Genomic DNA, 16776 nt, shown 5'->3' on the forward strand with positions numbered 1-16776 from the left:
CCCGTTCCGTCCGGGCCCCCGCACCTTGACGGGGCCCGGACATTTGGGTGCGGTCAAGGCAGTGTCCTAAACACACATCACTCGGTTAGATGAGTGTGGACACCAGAACGCCCCGCACACCCTCGGGGGACCGCTCGTCGGGATTCGACGACGCTCCCGCGCTGAGCATGGTGAAGGTTCCGTGCGACCCGGCGCAGGTCATCGTCAACCACGCGAGTTTCCGCGTGCAGCTCCCCAGGGCGCAGCAGACACAACTCCCGCGCATCGCACGGCACGTGAGCGCCATGGGCGTGGCCGGAGCGGGCGCGACGACCGCCCGCGTCCCCGTCATCACGGCCGCCGGGACACCCGGGGCCCGGCGCCGCCCCGTCGTCATGAGCGGCGCCGGAGACCTGGCGGCCAGCGGCCTGCTGGAGTCCGCGCGCCGCGTGGGCGACCCCGGCGCCGACGGCGGTGACGGCGGTGCCACCCAGGTCATCCCGCGCGTCGACCCGAACGCTCTCGCCGACGGGCTGTACGCGGGGGACCCGGAAGAGACCTCCGTCATCATCAACCCCCGCCAGGGCGACAGCGGCCCCGGCACCCGGATCCTGCCGCAGATGCGCCAGGCCGGAAGCGCCTTCGAGGAGACCGGGGAGCTGGAGCAGTTCCCCTACGAGGACGACGAGTTCGACGACTCCGACCGCGACACGGCGGGCGAGACCACCGCCGCGCGACGCTACGGGCCCGTCCGCCACGCCTACTACCCCGGCCGCCGGATGAACCTCGGCGTCGTCCTCCTGCCGCTGCGCGTCTTCCTCGGCTTCATCTCCATCTACGCCGGCATGGGCAAGCTCTGCGACCCCGTCTACTTCGACGGCGGCGAGCGCGGCTCCATGGTCAAGTGGCTGAACTCCCTGCACCCCTGGGACATGGCCGAACCCATGCGGGACTGGGCGCTCCAGCACCCCGTCGGCGCGGGACTCGTCATCGCCTTCCTCCAGGTCATCGTCGGTGTCCTCACCGTCCTCGGCCTGTGGCAGCGGGTCACCGCCGTCATCGGCGCCCTGCTCTCGGCGGCGCTCCTGCTCACGGTGAGCTGGAAGACCGTCCCCGCCTACGACGCGCCCGACATCATCTACCTGGCCGCCTGGTCACCGCTGATCATCGCCGGGGCCCCCGTCTACTCCATCGACGGACGCCTCGCGGGCGGCGCCTGGCGCCGCCTCGGACCGCGCACCACCCTGTGGGACCTGCGCCGCTACGTGCTGCGCCGCGGCACCGTCATCGCGACCCTCGTCATCGGCTCCACCCTGCTCATCGGCTCCCTGCTCGGCGGCGCCGTCCGCGACGCCGACCGCGTCACCGCCCCCGGCCCGGGCGACACCCCGCGCAACGAGATCCCCGGCTCCCCGCTGCCCTCCGAGCCCGGCCACAAGCAGCGCCACTCGAAGAGCCCGGCGGCCTCCGACGCTCCGACGCAGAGCGCCACGGCGAGCCCCTCGGACGCGGCCGGCACGCCCGACGCCACGCGCGAGGCCGGCACGGCCAGCGGCACCACGGCAGCGCCCACCCAGGGCGCCACGGCAGGCCAGGCGCCGCCGCAGCAGACCACGCCACAGCAGCCGCCCGCCAGCACCACCGGCGGCCCCGCCCCCGGCGGCACGACCGGCGCCGGTACCGGCGGCCCCGACACCGGCGCCGCCTCCTCCTCGGGCGGCGGCAGCAGCAGCGGTGGCGGCGGTGGCGGCAGCAGCAGCGGTGGCGGCTCCGAGGGCGGCGGCAACAGCAGGCTCGTGGGCGGCCTGCTCGGCTGACACCCCACTCCGCCCGACCGCCACGACGACGGGGCCCCGCACGCACCACGTGCGGGGCCCCGTCGACGTACCGGGAGATAAGTCTCAACGGGTCTGCGCGGCAAGCTCCTTGGCGGCTTCCCGCAGGTCCTTCGCCGTGTCGATCGCCCGCCAGTACGCACCCTGCGGGATCGGGAAACCGGCGAGCCGCTTGGCGCGGGCCAGGCGCGGGAACGTCGTGCGCTCGTGGTCCCCGACGTCCGGCAGCAGCGAGGCGAACTCGGCGGAGAAGACGTACAGACCCGCGTTGATCAGGAACGGCGACGGCGGTGCCTCGACGAAGTCCGTGATGTGACCGAACGCGTCCGTCTCCACGGCGCCCCACGGGATGCGCGGCCGGGCCAGCGCCAGCGTCGCCGTCGCCTCCCGCTCATGGTGGAAGTCCGCCATCTCCCGCAGCGAGAACCGGGTCCAGATGTCCCCGTTGGTCGCGTACCAGGGCCGGTCCTGGTGCGGCAGGTGCGCGGCCGCGAACTTCAGGCCGCCACCGCGCCCCAGCGGCTCCTTCTCGACGACCGTCGTGACCCGCAGCGGCAGGTCCGCCTGGTCCAGCCACTCCTGGAGCACCTCCGCGAGATGCCCGCAGGAGACCACCGCGTCGGTGACGCCCTCCTCGGCGAGCCATGTGAGCTGATGGCCGATGATCGGCGTCCCGGTGCCGGGGATCTCCACCATCGGCTTCGGCCGGTCGTCGGTGTACGGGCGCAGCCGCGAGCCCTGGCCGCCCGCCAGGACGACGGCCTGCGTCGGGCGGTGGGCATGCCGGTCGGGATATGCGTGAGGGCCGTGCGCGGCCGGTTCGGCGGTCGTCATGACCGGAACTGTACGTGCGCACGGCCCACCAGGGCTGTCGAGGGCTCAGGCCCTGAAACCGGCCACCCCCGAAGCGAAGGAGGTGTCGCAGACCGGCCGGGCGTACGACTGGGCGCGCGCCGGACCGTAGGCCTGTACCGCGGCACGACCCAGGGCCTTCGCGATCGACATGCAGTGCTTGGCGAGCGAGGGACGCCGGTCGACCTCCTGCTGGAGATGGGTGAGCGCGACACCGGGGTTCTCCTCCTGAAGTTCCTGGAGGAGACGGTCGCGCAGGACGTCCTGGGGGGCGCGCGACTTGGCGCGGGCCGAGACATCGTGTGAGGAAGCCGTGAGGATGGAGTCCGATGAGCTCCCGGACCAGTTGACTCGGGTGACCGCTAGGGTCCCGGAGAGCACCAACATCACCGGCAGGACGAACGCGAGCGTGCGGGCGGCGCGGCGGGCGGGGCCCTGGCCCCGGGCTCGGCGCGGCTTCTGGGTGTAGTCAGCGGAGTGCGTCACGCGAGTGAGCGTAGCGGTCGGTGATGATTTGGCGACATTTAGTCACTCGACCGAGGGACGGGTAACTAGGTTTCTTTGCTTACGCGTTGACGCCAGTGGCCTATATGTCTTACTTGCCGGGGTATTTGTCGACACCGCGGGCGCACGCGAAGGGCCCCGCACCGAAGTGCGGGGCCCTCGCTGTGAGAAGCGTATTAGTCGGAGAGGCGCTCGCCCGTCGAGGTGGAGAACACGTGGGTCTCGCCCGGACGCGGCACGACGTGCAACTCGGCGCCCTTCTCGGGCACCTGGCGGCCGTTGACGCGGACGACCAGGTCCTGGTGCTCGCCGCCGACCTGCGCGGCGCCGTAGACGTAGCCGTCGGCGCCGAGCTCCTCCACGACGTTCACCGAGACGGCGAGGCCCGCGGGGGCGTCGCTGGTGTCCTTGGTGAGGGTCTTCGCGGCCTCGCCACCGTGCTCGACGATGTCGAAGTGCTCGGGGCGGACACCGACCGTCACCGTGGTGTCGCCCCTGTCGGAGGCGGCCTTGAGGGCCTCACGGCTGACCGGCACGACCGAGTTGCCGAACTTCACGCCGCCGTCGGTGATCGGGACCTCCACCAGGTTCATGGCGGGGGAGCCGATGAAGCCCGCGACGAAGAGGTTGGCCGGGCGGTCGTACATGTTGCGCGGGCTGTCGACCTGCTGGAGCAGACCGTCCTTGAGGACCGCGACGCGGTCGCCCATCGTCATGGCCTCGACCTGGTCGTGCGTGACGTAGACCGTGGTGATGCCGAGACGGCGCTGGAGCGAGGCGATCTGCGTACGGGTCGACACACGGAGCTTGGCATCGAGGTTCGACAGCGGCTCGTCCATGAGGAACACCTGCGGCTCACGCACGATCGCGCGGCCCATCGCCACCCGCTGGCGCTGACCACCGGAGAGCGCCTTCGGCTTGCGGTCCAGGTACTCGGTCAGGTCGAGGATCTTCGCCGCCTCCTCGACCTTCTGCCGGATCTCCGCCTTGTTCACACCGGCGATCTTGAGCGCGAAGCCCATGTTGTCGGCGACGGACATGTGCGGGTAGAGCGCGTAGTTCTGGAACACCATGGCGATGTCCCGGTCCTTGGGCGGCAGGTGCGTGACGTCGCGGTCGCCGATGCGGATCGCTCCGCCGTTGACGTCCTCGAGGCCCGCGAGCATGCGCAGGGAGGTCGACTTGCCGCAACCGGATGGACCGACGAGGACGAGGAACTCGCCGTCCTCAATCTCGATCTCCAGACCGTCGACGGCGGGCTTGGTGGAACCCGGGTAGACGCGGGTCGCCTTGTCGAACGTGACAGAAGCCATGGCTGTGAAGCCCCCTTCACCGGCAGGAACGTGCCGGACGATCCGTTGTAGAGGAGGAACTGGTGTAGTCCACGCGGGTGAACTGATCTGGACGGTACCCGGTGGGGGTCCGTCTGTCAGTAGTGCGGAGCAGGCGAATTCGGCGACGGTCAGTAGACGGTGTCCACCGGGCGCGAGCCGTTCACGGCCGTGCCGAGCTGCGGGATGCCGACCCAGTCCATGCCGAGGTCCTTCGGGCCGATGTACTGGGCGCCGGCCGTCCCGATCGCCGTGCCGTCGGAGGGCAGCGTGGTGAGCGAGCCGTCCGAGTTGTTGTCGCCGCGCGCGCCGGAGAGCAGGTCGGCCTTGCCGTCCTTGTCCAGGTCGGCCAGGTGGACCTCGCCGCCGAACCTCCCGGAGCGCCAGCCGCTGTCGGGAACACCGGCAGTGCCCTGCCACAGCCACTGCACGGCGTTCGTGGTGTCGGCGCCGGACGCCGAGCCGCGCAGCACGGTCACGGTGCCCGCCCCGTAGATCACGCCGCTGCCGCCGGGGGCCACCCGCAGGTTCTCGTCGGGGGTGCCGACGGCCAGCTCCATCCTGCCGTCGCCGTCGACATCACCGAGCGCGACGTCCGCGCCGAACTTCTCCCACGCCTCGGGGTCGCCGGGGATCGCCCCGGACGCCTGGGTGATGGTCTGGGTGCGCGTGGAGGGTCCGCTCTTGCCGCCGTACGTGACGACGACCTTGCCGCCGGGGAGCTTGTCCGGACCGGCCGTGGCCCACCAGGTGCCGGTGGCGATGTCGCCGTAGCCGTCGCCGTCGATGTCGCCGATCGCGCTGTTGGAGCCGCTGGGCATCAGCTTGGCGGCGGACGCCTTGGGGCCGCCGCTCGCGCCGGGCAGGTAGTAGTTGACCTCGTGGTGCTTGCCGCCGGAGACGTTGCGGCTCTGGCCGGTGACGAGGAGGTCGGCGCGGCCGTCCTTGTTCACGCTGCCGGCCACCAGGTTGAGGATGCCGGCGTGGGTGTTGGAGTACAGGGGCAGGGTGAGGGCGGCCCGGGCGCCTGGCTTGCCCTTGCGGGAGATGCCCTTGGAGAAGACGTGCAGGGTGCCGGAGGACGTGCCGACGGCCAGATCGGTGCGGCCGTCGCCGTCGAAGTCGCCGGCCGCGAGGGACTGGCCGTAGCGGTCGTGCTGGGTCGGTGCCGGGTCGACCACGTCGGCGCCGCCGGTCAGCCCGGACGGCGAGCCCCACACGATCTGGACGAGGCCGTTGTCGGTGTCGCCGTCGACGTCCTCCTTGGTGACGCCGATCGCGAGGTCCGCGTACCCGTCGGAGTCGAAGTCGCCCGCGGCGGTCGCCGTGCCGAAGTAGTCCCCGGCCTCGGCCGCGCCCGGGATGCCCGGGGTGTTCTGGTCGAGGGTCTGGTGGTGGGCGGCGCTCGCTCCGTTCGCCGACCCGTACAGCACGGAGACGGTGCCCGGCCGGGGGAGGTTCGCGACCCGGGCGCCGGGTGCGGACACCACGACGTCGCGGTAGCCGTCACCGTTGAAGTCGCTCTCCACCTTCGGCGAGGCGGCGGACCCCGCCCCGGCGGCGCCGACGAGCAGCCCTCCGGTCAGGGCGACGACGGCGCCGGTGGCGAGAGCGGTACGGAAGCGTTGATGCACGAGAGGTCTCCGGAGGTTCTGGCGAACTGTGGACACCCGTGACGCATGCGAACAGGTGATGCACGGGTGAACAGGTGACGCACAGGAGACCGCGCACAGTTGATAAAGGTTGTACGAACCCGCGCGACCGGCCGGGTTCGTACCGGTGGCACCACAACGTCGTGGCACCGGGAAAAGCTCTCTGTGTAAGGTGGAGCGACTCGGATCGCGCGCCGCCTCGCGCCGCGCCCCGCCTCCTTAGCTCAGTTGGCCAGAGCAACGCACTTGTAATGCGTAGGTCATCGGTTCGAATCCGATAGGGGGCTCCGTCCAGAAGCCCAGGTCACCTCGTGACCTGGGCTTCTGTCGTGTGTCAGCCCCGGCCCGCGATGCGGTCCGCCGCCTTGGCCAGGCGGCTGGAGTGCGGGGTGTGGGTGGTGCGTTCGCGGTGGTCGGCGGCGTTGTAGGTGGCGTACATGCCGTGGACGCCGAGCCAGCGGAGCGGTTCGGGCTCCCACTTGCGGACCTTGTGGCCGACCCAGGGGAGCGTGGTGAGGTCGGTGGGGCCGCCCTGTCCGGAGTCCTGCTGGACGAGGTCGCGCAGGGTGCGGGCGGCGAGGTTGGAGGTGGCGACGCCGGAGCCGACGTAGCCGCCCGCCCAGCCGAGGCCCGTGGAGCGGTCCAGGGTGACGGTGGCGCACCAGTCGCGCGGGACGCCGAGGACGCCGGACCAGGCGTGGGTGACGGGGACGCCGGTGAGCTGGGGGAAGAGGCGGAAGAGGATGGTGGTGAGGGCGTCGACGGTGGCGGGGTGGGTGCGGCCGTCGTGGTCGGTGCGGGAGGCGTAGCGGTAGGGGCGGCCCCGGCCGCCGAGGGCGATGCGGCCGTCGGCGGTGCGCTGCGCGTACATGTAGGCGTGGGCCATGTCGCCGAGCGTTTCCCGGTTCTCCCAGCCGATGTCCGCCCACTGGGCGGGGGTGAGCGGGGCCGTGGCGATCATGGAGGAGTTCATGGGGAGCCAGGTGCGGCGGCGGCCCTTGAGGGACGCGGTGAAGCCCTCGGTGCAGCGCAGGATGTAGGGGGCGCGGACGGTGCCGTAGGGGGTGACGGCGTGCTTCGGCCTGATCTCCGTGACGGGCGTCGACTCGTGGAGGGTGACGCCCAGGGCCTCCACCGCCCGGGCCAGGCCCTTGAGGAGCTTCACCGGGTGGAGGCGGGCGCCGTGCGGGGTCCAGGTGGAGCCGACGGCGCCGGCGACGCGGACGCGGTCGGTCGTCTCCCGGGCGCCGTGCAGCGTGCGGTCCTTCTCGCCGTAGCCGAGCTCGGTGGCGTGGAAGGCCTTGAGGCGGGCCAACTGGGCCGGGGTGTACGCCACTTCGAGGACTCCGCCGTGGTGGATGTCCGCGTCGATGTGCTCGGCGCGGGCCACGTCGATGACCTCGGTCACCGTGTCGTTCATGGCCTGCTGGAGGCGGACGGCCGCGTCGTGGCCGTGCAGGGCGGCGTAGCGGTCGCGGCCGGCGATGCCGTTGTAGAGCCAGCCGCCGTTGCGGCCCGAGGCGCCGTAGCCGCAGAACTTCTGTTCCAGGACGGTGATGCGGAGGAAGGGCGCGGCCTTCTTCAGGTAGTAGGCCGTCCACAGGCCGGTGTAGCCGCCGCCGACGATCACGACGTCGGCGGTCGCGTCGCCGGTGAGGGGTTCGCGGGCCCGGGGGATGCCGTCGTCGGCGTACCAGAACGATATGCCGCCGTTGACGGGGCCCGTTCCGCCGCCGGTGGTGCTGTTCTCGCTGCTCATGGCGGTGGAGGTTACTGGGCGGGGCGGGTTCGCGGCAGGGGGTGGTCGCGGCCCCGGCAGAGCGGCCGGCAGGCGAGGCCGATCAGGACGGCGGTGAAGTGGCCGAGGTCGGTGAAGGTGCGGCCGGTGACGAGGGGGGCCGCGTAGAGGGTGAGGACCACGGCGAGGTAGAGGTGGCGCCAGGGTGGGACGAGGCGGTAGGTGAGGATGCCGATGCTGCCCGCGAGGGCGTAACTCACGCCGACGTCCAGGGTGTTGACGGCGGACGCGGGGGCGTGGCCGACGCTGATGGCCCACAGCAGGGCGCCCTCGCTGATGAGGGTGGCGAGGACGTGCGCGGCGGCGACGACGGCGAGCCAGCGGGGGGTGCCGAGCCAGTGTTCGGCCGGGGCGTGCAGGAGGGTGTAGAGCAGGGCGTAGGGCCACCAGTCGGCGCCGTCGAGCCAGAGCGCCGAGGAGACGAGGACGCGGATCGGGTGCTGCGACAGCTCGTGCAGGTTGGTGGAGCGCTGCCGCAGGAAGTCGTGTTCGACGTGGGGGTCCATGTGGTGCACGGCGACCGTGGTGACGCAGAGCGCGAGCAGCCAGAGGTACGTGCCGGGGGCGCGGCGGACGTACGACCACGCGGACGTGCGCAGGCGGCGCAGGAAAAGGCGCATGGTCGATTCAGGCACGTGGGAGGGGGCGGCGGCGTGACCGACATTCCGGCGGGCCCGGTCCGGTGTCAGTGGCGGCGGGCAGCATGGGGGCATGGTGGACAGGAGCGGTGCAGCGGCGGCGAAGGTGCGTGGGGCGCGGCGGGCGCAGGTGCGGTTGCCCCCGCTGGTGCCCTGGGAGGACGGCGCCCGGCTCGAACCGGACGGGGACTACGACGGCCTGGAGTTCGGCGGCGCGGACCTCGGCGGCCAGGAGGGGGCCGGGGCGCGGTTCATGGACTGCGCGCTCGTGGCGTGCGGCCTCGACGGGACGGCGCTGCGCCGTGCGCGCTTCCTGGACTCGACGCTGACCGGCATCCGCGGCGTGGGCACGGACCTGTCGGAGGCGACGCTGCGGGACGTGGAGGTGACGGACGCGCGGCTCGGCGGGGTGCAGTTGCACGGCGGCGTGCTGGAGCGCGTGGTCGTCCGCGGCGGCAAGATCGACTATCTGAACCTGCGCACAGCGCGGCTGAAGGACGTGGTGTTCGACGGCTGTGTGCTGGTCGAGCCGGACTTCGGGGGCGCGCGCCTGGAGCGGGTGGAGTTCCCCGGCTGCGTCCTCAAGGGGGCGGACCTCACGGGCGTGACGATGACCGACGTCGACCTGCGGGGCGCGGCCGAGCTGGGGATCGCGCGGGGCGTGGACCGGCTGGGCGGGGCGGTGATCTCCCCGCCCCAGCTCTTCGACCTGGCACCGGCGTTCGCGGCGCAGCTCGGGGTGCGGGTGGTCGGTTAGACAGGCTCTCAGGGCCGGTCGGGGACGCGGGGGAAGCGGGCCTGGAGGTCCCAGATCACCGGGTTCTCCGCCAGGTCCTCATGCATGTCGGCGAGGTCGGCGACGAGGTCGTGGAGGAAGTCCCGTGCCTCGCGGCGCAGTTCGGCGTGGGAGAAGGTCAGCGGGGGTTCGTGGCCCGGCATCCAGTCGGCCTCCACGTCGACCCAGCCGAAGCGGCGCTCGAACAGCATGCGGTCCGTGGACTCGGTGAAGTCCAGGTCCGCGTACTGCGGGGTGGCGCTGCGGCTGCCGCGCGGGTCGCGGTCGAGCTGCTCGACGATGTCGCACAGCGCCCAGGCGAAGTCGAGCACGGGCACCCATCCCCAGGCTGTGGACAGTTCCCGGTCCGCCTTCGTGTCGGCCAGGTACACGTCGCCGCAGAACAGGTCGTGGCGCAGCGCGTGGACGTCCGCGCGGCGGTAGTCCGTCTGCGGCGGGTCCGGGAAGCGGCGGGAGAGGGCGTAACCGATGTCGAGCACGGGGAAATGGTGTCATGCCCCGGCCGGTGGACCCGCCGCGCGAGACGAGGGGGAGGGGGCCCTCAGGGCAGCAGCCGCTGCTCCTTGGCCACGGCGACCGCGCCCGCCCGCGTGTCCACGCCCAGCTTGTCGTAGATCCGGCCGAGGTGGGTCTTGACCGTGGCCTCGCTGATGAACAGGGCTCGGGCGATCTCCCGGTTGCCCAGGCCGTGCGCGAGCTGCGCGAGGATGTCCCGCTCACGGTCGGTGAGGGTCGGGCGCGGGGTGCGCATCTGCGCCATGACGCGGCTGGCGACGGGGGCGGACAGGGTCGTACGGCCCTGCGCGGCGGCGTGGATCGCGGCGAACAGTTCTTCCGGGCGTTCGGCCTTGAGCAGGTAGCCGGTCGCGCCCGCCTCGATGGCGCGGGTGATGTCGGCGTCGGTGTCGTAGGTGGTCAGGACCAGGACGTGCGGGTGTGCGCCGGGCCCGGACGTGAGCCGGCGGGTCGTCTCGACCCCGTCGATGCCCGCGCCGAGCTGGAGGTCCATCAGGACCACGTCGGGGGTGAGCCGCGCGGCCAGCGCCAGGGCCTCCTCGCCCGTGCCCGCCTCGCCGACGACCTCGATGGACTCGGCGCTGTCGAGGAGGGCGAGCAGCCCGGCGCGTACCACCGCGTGGTCGTCGCAGAGCAGGATCCGGGTCGTCGGTGCCGTGTCCGGTCCGGTCATGGGCGGGGTCCTCCGTGGGGGTCTGTCGGGCCGGGTTCCTGGGGCAGGGGGACGGACGCGGACAGGACCGTTCCCTCGCCCGGGGACGATTCGACGGTGAGGGTCCCGCCGAGCTGGCGGACCCGGGCCCGGATCGCCGGGAGTCCGTGGCCGCGTACCCCGTGCGGTGTCCCGGGCAGGGACGCCGGGGTGAACCCGCGGCCGTCGTCGGCGACGTCCAGGACGACCTGGTCGTCGAGGAGCGTGAGGGTGAGCGCCGCGGTGGCGGCCCCGGAGTGCTCCCGTACGTTGGCGAGCGCGCCCTGCGCGATCCGCAGCAGCGCCGACTGGATGCGGTCGGGCAGCCGGGGCGCGGCTTCGTGCGCCGCGTCGACGTGGACGCGGACCGTGAGGTGCTCGCCGCTCTCGCGGGCGGCGACGGTCCGCAGCGCTCCCTCCAGGTCCTGGGCGTGGGCCAGGTCGGCGGGGGCCAGGTCGTGCACGAACCGGCGGGCCTCGGCGAGGTTGTGCTCGGCGACGGACCCGGCGGCGCGTACGTGGGCGCGGGCCTTGGCCGGGTCGGACTCCCAGACCCGTTCGGCCGCCTGCAACAGCATCCGCTGGCTGGACATGCCCTGCGCGAGGCTGTCGTGGATCTCCATGGAGAGGCGCTGGCGCTCGGCGAGGGTGCCCGCGCGGCGCTCGGCGGCGGCGAGTTCGCGGCGGGTGCGGAGCAGGTCGTCGATGAGGGCGCGCTGGCGTACGGCCTGGCGCCGCATCTGGAGGAAGACGGCGGTGGCGACCACGACGACGGCGGGCGGCCCGAGCACCAGGTCCGGGTCCCAGCGGCCGGCCAGCCGCACCTGGGCCGCGACGACCAGGGCGGTCAGCAGGGTGACGAGGACGAGTGCGGCGCGCACGGGGAGCGTCCGCAGACCCGTGTAGAAGAGCGGCACCGCACACCAGGCGAAGCTCGGGGCGAGCGCGACGAGCACCACCCAGACGACGACCACGAGCGTCAGCCAGATCCGCTGCCCCACCGTGGACCGCTCCGCGATGTCGCGCGTGAGCCCGGTGACGTAGACGAGGGCCAGCAGGGCGCAGAGGGCGATGATCCACGGGGTGCGGCCGTCGGCGGGGTGACGCAGCAGGAAACGGGCGAGGGCGGCGGCCAGCAGGAGGCAGAACGCGGCGTGCATGACGGCCGTCAGGCGCCGGGTGTCCGTCTCGAAGCTGTCGTCGAGCCGGTCGACGGACGTCCGCTGGTTCTCGGCCACGGCCACCCGCACCTCCTTCGACTCGCACGGTTCCGGCGACCGAACCCTTCCATTGTCGAGGGCGTCCCCGCCCCCGGGGTCAACCGTTCGGATGACCCCCGTGTCGACCGCTCGGCAGCCCCTGAGCAGCCGGAACGCCGACGGCCCGGGCCCGTCGGCGGGCCCAGGCTTGAGAGCAGACGAACCCGCCCTCCCCGAGCCCAGGAGTCACCGTGCAGAAGCTCTCCCGCCGTTCCACCGTCCTCACCGGCGGTGCCGTCCTCGCCGCCGTCGCCGCCGGTACGGTCGGTGCCGTCTCCGCGAACGCCTCGGCCCCGGCCGCCCCGGCCGCCGCCACCGCCACCGCCGCCGCCGCCGCCAAGGGCAGCACCACGACGACGACCACGCACCTGACGCTGGCGTCCGCCACCAAGGCCGCCGAGGCCGCGCTCGACGCCGCGAAGAAGGAGAACCAGAAGGTCTCCGTCGCCGTCGTCGACCGCGACGGCAACACCATCCTGACGCTGCGCGGCGACGGCGCGGGACCGCAGGCCTACGAGGCGGCGCAGAAGAAGGCGTTCACCGCCGTCTCCTGGAACGCCCCCACGTCCGAGCTGGTCAAGAGGCTGGACAAGGCGCCGACCCTCAAGGACATCCCCGGCACGCTGTTCCTCGGCGGCGGCGCTCCGGTGGCCGCCGGGGGCGCCCCGATCGCGGGCGTCGGCGTGGCCGGTGCCCCCTCAGGCGACCTGGACGAGAAGTTTGCCCGCGCCGGTGTGGACGCGCTCGGCAAGTAGCCCCCGGCAAGCCCCGAGGCCCCTCGCGAGCGGCGGCACACGGCCCCTCCCCGTACCGTGTGCCGCCGCCCCTCTTCCCGTACGTCCCCGAGCGCGCTCCCTGGAGTACCGTCATGCCCACCCTCAGCGAAGCCGACCGCACCCTGCTGACCGCCGCCGAACAGGGTGACGCCGACTCCGTGCGCGCCGCGCTCGCCGCGGGGGCCCGCGTCGAGGCCCGCGACCGGCACCGCCGCACCCCGCTGCTGCTCGCGGCGATCGGGGACCACGTACCGGTCGCCGCGGCGCTGCTCGCGGCGGGCGCCGACCCGGACGCCCAGGACGACCGCGACGACAGCCCGTGGCTGGTCACCGGCGTCACCGGCAGCGTCGCCATGATGCGGACCCTGCTGCCCGCGCGCCCCGACCTGAGGCGCACCAACCGGTTCGGCGGCATCTCCCTCATCCCGGCCTGCGAACGCGGTCACGTCGACTACGTACGGGCCGTGCTGCGCGAGACCGACATCGACGTCGACCACGTCAACCGCCTCGGCTGGACCGCCCTGCTGGAGGCCGTGATCCTCGGTGACGGCGGGCGCGCGCACCAGGAGATCGTGGAGCTGCTGATCACGGCGGGCGCCACACCCGGCCTCCCGGACGGCGACGGCGTGACCGCGCTGGAACACGCCGAGCGGCGCGGTTTCCAGCAGATCGCCGCTTTGCTGAGGGCGGTCCTGTGAAGCGCCTCGTGCTCGCCGCGACGGCCGTCGCCCTGCTCGCAGGCTGCACCGCGCGGCAGGGCGAGAGTGCGGGCGCGAGCCCGGGTCCGGCCGGCTCGCGCCCCACCGGCCGCACCCCCGACGGCACCCTCCTCGTCACCGACTTCGGCGCCGACACGGTCACCTTCGTGGACCCGGACGAGGGACCGGTCGACTCCGTACGCGTGGGCACCGCCCCCTACGGTCTCGCCGTCGGTGACGACGGCCGGGCCTGGGTCGCCACGGCCGAGGGCGTCGCGGTCGTCGACACCGGCAGCCGGACGCGGACCGCGCTCGTCCCGTACGAGACGAGGAACCTCGGCGCCCCGGCGCACGGCGAGTACCGCGGCGGCGGCATGGGCATCGCCCTCGCCCCCGACGGCGACCACGTCTACGTCGGCGTCAACGTCCCCGGTGGCAACGGCACGTTGGAGGCGGTCGACACCCGCACGCTGAAGGTGACCGGCACCGCCGACGTCGGCCGCCGCCCCTTCGATGTGGACGTGTCGCGGGACGGGAAGCAGGTGTACGCGACCGGCCACGACTCGTTCGACGTCACTGTCGTCGCCCCCACCGCCCCCACAGCCCCCGCCGACCCCACGGTCCTCGCCGTCACCCGCCGGATCGAGGTGGCGCCGTACGGCACCGAGGGCGGTCTCGGCTCCTGGCTGAAGCCGCACTACGCGGCCGTACGGCCGTCGGACGGCAAGCTCCTTCTCCCCTTCGAGGGCGAGAAGCTGGTGGTCGTCGACCCGGACACCGGCCGCTCCACGGTCGAGCGCATGACGGCCGACACGCACCAGCACGGCACCACGATCACCCCCGACGGCACGCTCCTCGCCGTCGGCACGGGACCCATCGACCCGGCCCAGGACAAGGGCCCGTCCCTCACCGTCCGCCCGCCGGGCAGCGGCCCGCGAGGCTCCGGGGAGAAGCTGATCCCGCTCGACGGCCCGCACGAGGACGTCACCGTCTCCGCCGACGGTCACACGGCCTACGTCACCGGCGGGTTCACCCGCGACGGCTACTGGAACGGCCTCACCGTCGTCGACCTCGACAGCGGGGGCACCCGCCGACTGGCCGCGGGGGAACGCCCGTTGGGCATCGCGGTGCTGTGACCGCCCGCCCGGACCCCGCGTCAATGCGTTGCGCGAGCGGCACGCCACCCCGCAAAATCCGGGCATGACCTCGTCCGTGCACCTGCCGCGCCCGCTGTCCGCCCCGGCCGTCCCGGCCCGGCGACAGCAGCGGACCGCCCCGGACCGGAGGCCGATCCCGCGCCTCGCGTGAGCGCGGCCCTGGTCGCGGGGGTGCTCGCCGGGTACGGCATCGCCGTCCCGGTCGGCGCCGTCGCGGCCCTGCTGGTCTCCCTGACGGCCCGCACGAATCTGCGGACCGGTGTCTGCGCCGCGCTGGGCGTCGCCACGGCGGACGGGCTCTACGCTCTGGTCGCCGTGACCGGTGGCGCCGCCGCTGCCCCGCTGATCCGGACCGCCAGGACCCCGCTGAGCTGGGGCGCGGCGGCCGTGCTGCTGGCGCTGGCCGCGCACGGCGCCGCACGGGCCCTGCGCACCCGCCGCGCCGACGCGCCCACCGCCCCGCCACTCGCGCCCGGCCGCGCCTACCTGGGGCTCCTCGGTCTGACGCTGCTCAACCCCATGACCGTCGTCTACTTCGCCGCGCTCGTCCTGGGCGGCGGCGACACGGTCACCGGCGTCGCCCCGCGCGTCGCGTTCACCGTGGCCGCGTTCGCCGCGTCGGCGAGCTGGCAACTGCTGCTCGCGGGTGGCGGCGCCCTGCTCGGCCGGGCGCTGACCGGCGTACGGGGGCGGCTGGTGACGGGCCTTGTGTCGAGCGCGCTGATCGCGGTGCTCGCGGTCCGACTCGCCTTGACCGGGTAGCCGCGGCCGGGTAGCTCCGGCCGGGCAGCCGCGGCCGGGCAGCCGCGGTCGGGCAGCTCCGGCCGGTCAGCCGCGGTCGGGCAGCCGCGGTCGGGCAGCCGCGGCCGGTCAGCCGCGGCCGGTCAGCCGCGGTCGGGCAGCCCCGACCGGACAACCCCGACCGGACAACCCTGACCGGGTAGCCGCGGCCGGGCAGCCCCGACCGGACAACCCCGACCGGACAACCCTGACCGGGTAGCCGCGGCCGGGCAGCCCCGACCGGACAACCCCGGCCGGACAGCCCGTCGCCGGGATGACGCGACGGGCCCCGGGCGCACCGCGTGCGGCGCTCCCGGGGCCCGTACCGGCACCTGTGTGGGTGTCGAACGATCAGACGTTGACGCCGAAGTCCTGGGCGATGCCGGTGAGGCCCGACGCGTAGCCCTGGCCGACGGCGCGGAACTTCCACTCCGCCCCGTTCCGGTAGAGCTCGCCGAAGACCATCGCCGTCTCGGTGGCCGCGTCCTCCGACAGGTCGTAACGGGCGATCTCGGCGCCGCCGGCCTGGTTGACGATGCGGATGTACGCGTTGCGCACCTGGCCGAAGTTCTGCGAGCGGTTCTCCGCGTCGTAGATCGAGACCGGGAAGACGATCTTGTCGACGTCGGCGGGCAGGCCCGCCAGGTTCACGTTGATCGCCTCGTCGTCGCCCGCGCCCTCGCCCGTGCGGTTGTCTCCGGTGTGCACGATGGTCTGGTCCGGCGTCGCCTTGTTGTTGAAGAAGACGAAGTGGGCGTCGGAGAAGACCTTGCCCTGCGGGTTCACCGCGATCGCGGAGGCGTCGAGGTCGAAGTCGGTGCCGGTGGTGGTGCGGACGTCCCAGCCGAGGCCCACGGTGACGGCGGTCAGGCCCGGAGCCTCCTTGGTGAGCGAGACGTTGCCACCCTTGGACAGGCTTACTGCCATTGCGGGAGTCCCTTCCTTCGTGAAGTCGTGCGTGCGTAGCCGAAGCTACTCGTACCCCTATGAACGCCGAGCGGGTATCGGAGGTTCCAGGTCCCTTTACTTTCTTTACCCGCCCGCTAAAACCGGGTGACTGCGGGGCGCGGGCACGCGACCATGGACACATGTCCGGTCCTTATCCCGTCCGCGGTTCGGTCGTCCTTCCGGAGGCCGAGCTCCTCTGGCGTTTCTCGCGGTCGTCGGGGCCGGGCGGGCAGCACGTGAACACCAGCGACTCGCAGGTGGAGCTGCGGTTCGACCTGGCGGCCACGAAGGCGCTGCCCGAGGTGTGGAAGGCGCGCGCCCTGGAGCGGCTGGCGTCCCGCCTCGTGGACGGGGTCGTCTCGGTGCGCTCCTCGGAGCACCGCTCGCAGTGGCGCAACCGGGAGACGGCGGCGATCCGCCTCGCGGCGCTCCTCGCGGAGGCCACGGCGCCGCCGCCCAAGCCGCGGCGGCCCACCCGCAAGTCGCGGGGTGTCAACGAGCGCAGGCTGCGCGAGAAGAAGGCGCGGTCCGACACGAAGCGGGGGCGGGCAGGCCGGGACTGGTAG

Annotated in this window: 17 protein-coding genes and 1 tRNA gene; 8 read left to right on the top strand and 10 right to left on the bottom strand. The window is 73.2% G+C overall.

Features of this window, described 5'->3' with window-relative positions:
• The first annotated feature begins 95 nt into the window (after positions 1 to 95).
• On the top strand, positions 96 to 1796 hold the full coding sequence (locus ACIRF8_RS00510) for a DoxX family protein (protein WP_404212188.1): 1701 nt from the start codon (positions 96 to 98) through the stop codon (positions 1794 to 1796).
• An 84-nt stretch (positions 1797 to 1880) separates the two neighbouring features.
• On the opposite strand, the gene ACIRF8_RS00515 is transcribed toward ACIRF8_RS00510, so the two are convergent.
• From ACIRF8_RS00515 to ACIRF8_RS00530, 4 genes are all read right to left on the bottom strand, one after another.
• Complete coding sequence (locus ACIRF8_RS00515) at positions 1881 to 2648, bottom strand: NDP-sugar synthase (protein ID WP_404209393.1); 768 nt, start codon at positions 2646 to 2648, stop codon at positions 1881 to 1883.
• Positions 2649 to 2693: 45 nt separating this feature from the next.
• Positions 2694 to 3152: a hypothetical protein gene (locus ACIRF8_RS00520; RefSeq protein ID WP_404209395.1), complete on the bottom strand. Its 459-nt coding sequence runs from the start codon at positions 3150 to 3152 to the stop codon at positions 2694 to 2696.
• A 194-nt stretch (positions 3153 to 3346) separates the two neighbouring features.
• Positions 3347 to 4483: an ABC transporter ATP-binding protein gene (locus ACIRF8_RS00525; protein WP_404209397.1), complete on the bottom strand. Its 1137-nt coding sequence runs from the start codon at positions 4481 to 4483 to the stop codon at positions 3347 to 3349.
• A gap of 149 nt (positions 4484 to 4632) precedes the next feature.
• Positions 4633 to 6135 carry an FG-GAP-like repeat-containing protein gene (locus tag ACIRF8_RS00530; RefSeq protein WP_404209399.1) on the bottom strand — a complete coding sequence of 501 codons (1503 nt, stop codon included), beginning with the start codon at positions 6133 to 6135 and terminating at the stop codon, positions 4633 to 4635.
• 231 nt (positions 6136 to 6366) lie between these two features.
• Here ACIRF8_RS00530 and ACIRF8_RS00535 point away from each other — a divergent pair.
• Positions 6367 to 6440, top strand: a tRNA-Thr gene (locus tag ACIRF8_RS00535).
• Between the two features lie 47 nt (positions 6441 to 6487).
• Here ACIRF8_RS00535 and ACIRF8_RS00540 read toward each other — a convergent pair.
• Both ACIRF8_RS00540 and ACIRF8_RS00545 read right to left on the bottom strand, forming a co-directional pair.
• Positions 6488 to 7912 (bottom strand): NAD(P)/FAD-dependent oxidoreductase, encoded by a 1425-nt coding sequence (locus tag ACIRF8_RS00540; protein WP_404209401.1) that lies wholly within the window; start codon positions 7910 to 7912, stop codon positions 6488 to 6490.
• Positions 7913 to 7923: 11 nt separating this feature from the next.
• Complete coding sequence (locus tag ACIRF8_RS00545) at positions 7924 to 8571, bottom strand: rhomboid-like protein (protein ID WP_404209403.1); 648 nt, start codon at positions 8569 to 8571, stop codon at positions 7924 to 7926.
• 91 nt (positions 8572 to 8662) lie between these two features.
• Between ACIRF8_RS00545 and ACIRF8_RS00550 the strand changes: the two genes are divergently transcribed.
• Positions 8663 to 9346, top strand: a complete 684-nt coding sequence (locus ACIRF8_RS00550) for a pentapeptide repeat-containing protein (RefSeq protein WP_404209405.1) — start codon at positions 8663 to 8665, stop codon at positions 9344 to 9346.
• Positions 9347 to 9354: 8 nt separating this feature from the next.
• Here ACIRF8_RS00550 and ACIRF8_RS00555 read toward each other — a convergent pair whose 3' ends face one another.
• From ACIRF8_RS00555 to ACIRF8_RS00565, 3 genes are all read right to left on the bottom strand, one after another.
• Complete coding sequence (locus tag ACIRF8_RS00555) at positions 9355 to 9864, bottom strand: hypothetical protein (RefSeq protein WP_404209407.1); 510 nt, start codon at positions 9862 to 9864, stop codon at positions 9355 to 9357.
• A gap of 62 nt (positions 9865 to 9926) precedes the next feature.
• Positions 9927 to 10574: a response regulator gene (locus tag ACIRF8_RS00560; protein WP_404209409.1), complete on the bottom strand. Its 648-nt coding sequence runs from the start codon at positions 10572 to 10574 to the stop codon at positions 9927 to 9929.
• Positions 10571 to 11752: a sensor histidine kinase gene (locus ACIRF8_RS00565; RefSeq protein ID WP_404212190.1), complete on the bottom strand. Its 1182-nt coding sequence runs from the start codon at positions 11750 to 11752 to the stop codon at positions 10571 to 10573. The genes ACIRF8_RS00560 and ACIRF8_RS00565 overlap by 4 nt, the downstream gene beginning before the upstream one ends.
• 290 nt (positions 11753 to 12042) lie before the next feature.
• Between ACIRF8_RS00565 and ACIRF8_RS00570 the strand changes: the two genes are divergently transcribed.
• From ACIRF8_RS00570 to ACIRF8_RS00585, 4 genes are all read left to right on the top strand, one after another.
• The gene (locus ACIRF8_RS00570) at positions 12043 to 12606 is read left to right on the top strand and encodes a heme-binding protein (protein ID WP_404209411.1); all 564 of its coding nucleotides are present in this window, start codon (positions 12043 to 12045) and stop codon (positions 12604 to 12606) included.
• A 113-nt stretch (positions 12607 to 12719) separates the two neighbouring features.
• On the top strand, positions 12720 to 13325 hold the full coding sequence (locus tag ACIRF8_RS00575; RefSeq protein ID WP_404209413.1) for an ankyrin repeat domain-containing protein: 606 nt from the start codon (positions 12720 to 12722) through the stop codon (positions 13323 to 13325).
• The gene (locus tag ACIRF8_RS00580; RefSeq protein WP_404209416.1) at positions 13322 to 14461 is read left to right on the top strand and encodes a hypothetical protein; all 1140 of its coding nucleotides are present in this window, start codon (positions 13322 to 13324) and stop codon (positions 14459 to 14461) included. The genes ACIRF8_RS00575 and ACIRF8_RS00580 overlap by 4 nt, the downstream gene beginning before the upstream one ends.
• A gap of 168 nt (positions 14462 to 14629) precedes the next feature.
• Entirely contained in the window at positions 14630 to 15244 is a 615-nt protein-coding gene (locus ACIRF8_RS00585; protein WP_404209417.1) for a LysE family transporter, read from the top strand.
• 369 nt (positions 15245 to 15613) lie between these two features.
• Here ACIRF8_RS00585 and ACIRF8_RS00590 read toward each other — a convergent pair whose 3' ends face one another.
• Entirely contained in the window at positions 15614 to 16189 is a 576-nt protein-coding gene (locus tag ACIRF8_RS00590; protein WP_404209418.1) for a TerD family protein, read from the bottom strand.
• A gap of 161 nt (positions 16190 to 16350) precedes the next feature.
• On the opposite strand from ACIRF8_RS00590, the gene arfB reads away from it, so the two are divergent.
• Positions 16351 to 16776 carry an alternative ribosome rescue aminoacyl-tRNA hydrolase ArfB gene (gene arfB / locus ACIRF8_RS00595; protein WP_404209420.1) on the top strand — a complete coding sequence of 142 codons (426 nt, stop codon included), beginning with the start codon at positions 16351 to 16353 and terminating at the stop codon, positions 16774 to 16776.

This window comes from Streptomyces sp. NPDC102406 (assembly GCF_044765725.1).
GTDB lineage: Bacteria > Actinomycetota > Actinomycetes > Streptomycetales > Streptomycetaceae > Streptomyces.

Coding starts and splice junctions, on each gene's coding strand:
- ACIRF8_RS00525 (WP_404209397.1), bottom strand. CDS start 4,483: ATGGCTTCTGTCACGTTCGACAAGGCGACCCGCGTCTACCCGGGTTCC.
- ACIRF8_RS00550 (WP_404209405.1), top strand. CDS start 8,663: ATGGTGGACAGGAGCGGTGCAGCGGCGGCGAAGGTGCGTGGGGCGCGG.
- ACIRF8_RS00515 (WP_404209393.1), bottom strand. CDS start 2,648: ATGACGACCGCCGAACCGGCCGCGCACGGCCCTCACGCATATCCCGAC.
- ACIRF8_RS00540 (WP_404209401.1), bottom strand. CDS start 7,912: ATGAGCAGCGAGAACAGCACCACCGGCGGCGGAACGGGCCCCGTCAAC.
- ACIRF8_RS00545 (WP_404209403.1), bottom strand. CDS start 8,571: ATGCGCCTTTTCCTGCGCCGCCTGCGCACGTCCGCGTGGTCGTACGTC.
- arfB (WP_404209420.1), top strand. CDS start 16,351: ATGTCCGGTCCTTATCCCGTCCGCGGTTCGGTCGTCCTTCCGGAGGCC.
- ACIRF8_RS00575 (WP_404209413.1), top strand. CDS start 12,720: ATGCCCACCCTCAGCGAAGCCGACCGCACCCTGCTGACCGCCGCCGAA.
- ACIRF8_RS00560 (WP_404209409.1), bottom strand. CDS start 10,574: ATGACCGGACCGGACACGGCACCGACGACCCGGATCCTGCTCTGCGAC.
- ACIRF8_RS00565 (WP_404212190.1), bottom strand. CDS start 11,752: ATGCACGCCGCGTTCTGCCTCCTGCTGGCCGCCGCCCTCGCCCGTTTC.
- ACIRF8_RS00590 (WP_404209418.1), bottom strand. CDS start 16,189: ATGGCAGTAAGCCTGTCCAAGGGTGGCAACGTCTCGCTCACCAAGGAG.